We start from the raw sequence: 1,914 nt of genomic DNA, 5'->3' as shown, positions 1-1,914 counted from the left end.
GCGTGCGGGACCCCCCCCCGCCGTTGCTGGCGTTGCAGGTCGGCCCAGTCCACCCAGCCGGCGACCGCCGCCGGTCCGGCCACGGCGAGGCCCACCCCGACGAGCCGCCGCGCGGCCCTCTCCTGGCCGGGCAGCAGGTCCAGCACCGCCGTGGACATCCACGCGCCGACGGGCAGCTGGACCAGCACGGGATGCAGCGGATGGCCGATCGGCAGCCCGTGCAGGAGGTCCCGGCCGCGGCGTCCCAGGGGCGCCGCCTTCACCACCTTCTGCACCGCGTCCGCCAGCCGGTCGGCCCCGCCCCACCGCTCCAGGGCGTCCAGCAGCGAGGCGATCCGCCCCGGTCCACGACTCTCCGTACACATCTCGTCACGTTCGGTTGTGTCCATGCGGCGCGAGTAGCCCTCGGGCGCGGAAGGAAACGTGGCCGGCGCCGGCGTCCGGGGGCCGCCCCGAACGGGGGCGACACGCGGGAGGAGAAGCCGTAACACGCCCGTAGCGGTACGCGTCCCGTGAAGCTCTATGATCGGCCCGACACCGCCGCACCGGGCCGCCCCCGGCCCTCTCCTCGCGGCCCGGTGTCCCTACCCGCGTGTTCCCCGGCAGGGCCCGGCTGCCTCGCCGTGCCCGCACACCTGAAGGGCGGCCTGAATGATCTCTCGCGTACGCGTCTGGCTCAACCGCACGTACGCGGAGAACGTCTTCTTCATGGAACAGCTGCGGAGAAATCCGCAGGACCGGGCGGTGGAGATCCACGCCACCCACGGCGACCCCGACTCGCCGGTGCTCGCCGCCGCGGACACAGCGGCGATGGAGCCCGAGGGCCTCTCCCCCGCCGCGTACGCCGAGTTCGCGCTGGACCAGTGCGTGCGGCGCGGCATCGACGTGTTCGTGCCGCGGCTGCACCAGGAGGCGATCGTCGCGCACGGCGCGGAGTTCGAGGCGGTGGGCACGGCCCTGCTGGCGCCGACCGCGCGGGGGGTGGCGGCGTTCCAGGACAAGGCGACCGCCTACGAGCGGGTGGCCGAGCTCGGCGTGCCGGTCCCGCCGTGGTTCCGGGTGCGCACCGCGGACGAACTGCTCACCGCGGTCGAGAAGCTGGAGGCGGACGGGCACGAGGCCTGCTTCAAGCCGGCCGCGGGCGCGGGCGGCGTGGGCTACCGGGTGGTCACCCGCGAGCCGTTCTCGACGGACCAGCTCGACGGCTTCCCGAGCCCGCGCGTGCCGCTGGGGATGGTGCTCGGTGCGCTGCGCGAGAGCGGCGAGGAGGTCGACTGGCTGGTGATGCCGAGGCTGGAGGAGCCGGAGGTGTCGGTGGACTGCCTCACCGGGACGGACGACCGCGTGCGGATGGCGGTGGGCCGCACCAAGAACGGCCGGCGTCGCGGGTTCACCCTGGACGAACGGTGGCTCGCCCCGGCCCGCCTGGTCGCCGAGCGTTTCGGCCTGCACCACCTGTCGAACATCCAGTTCCGCGAGTTCGGTGAGGAACCGGTTCTCCTCGACGTCAACACGCGGCCGGCCGGCGGGCTGCACCAGTTGTCCCTGTGCGGCCTCAACGCTCCCTGGGCCGCGGTCCGGCTGGCCCTGGGCGAGGACCCGGGGGACCTGGAGCCGCCGTTCCTGGGCGCCGACTACGCCGTGGTGGCGGCCCCGCAGCGTCTGCGGGCGGCGGGGCCGCTCCGCGACGAGGACCCCGCGCCGTCGGCGGCGGTGACCGTCCCGGCGCAGGCGGCGCCCGCGGACGGGGCCGTCGGGGCCTCCTCCTCGTCCACGACGGCGCCCGCGCCCGCCTGAGACATGCCTGGCGGGAGGCCTTGGCGGGGCGCCGACCGGGGGCCGTACGGACCCCTGCGAAATTTTTTTCCGCAGGGGTGTATCAATCCGCGTACGCGGCGCTCTTAACGGTGCGGG

General features: G+C 74.8%; 2 protein-coding genes. One reads left to right on the top strand and one right to left on the bottom strand.

Annotation, left to right across the window (positions count from 1 at the left end; genetic code table 11):
- A partial coding sequence (locus ACOV8S_RS08025) for a DUF2231 domain-containing protein (RefSeq protein WP_448316969.1) occupies positions 1-389 on the bottom strand: 389 nt, incomplete at its 3' end.
- A gap of 262 nt (positions 390-651) precedes the next feature.
- Here ACOV8S_RS08025 and ACOV8S_RS08020 point away from each other — a divergent pair.
- Positions 652-1,797, top strand: coding sequence for an ATP-grasp domain-containing protein (locus ACOV8S_RS08020; RefSeq protein ID WP_448316968.1), 1,146 nt, complete (start codon positions 652-654; stop codon positions 1,795-1,797).
- The last annotated feature ends 117 nt before the right edge of the window (positions 1,798-1,914 follow it).

The organism is Streptomyces sp. CO7, from assembly GCF_053474865.1.
Note: the sequence above shows the minus strand (reverse complement) of the source record. Positions and strands in the feature narration are given on the sequence as shown.

Excerpts from the sequence above, each read along its gene's own strand:
- ACOV8S_RS08020 (WP_448316968.1), top strand. The coding sequence starts at position 652 with ATGATCTCTCGCGTACGCGTCTGGCTCAACCGCACGTACGCGGAGAAC.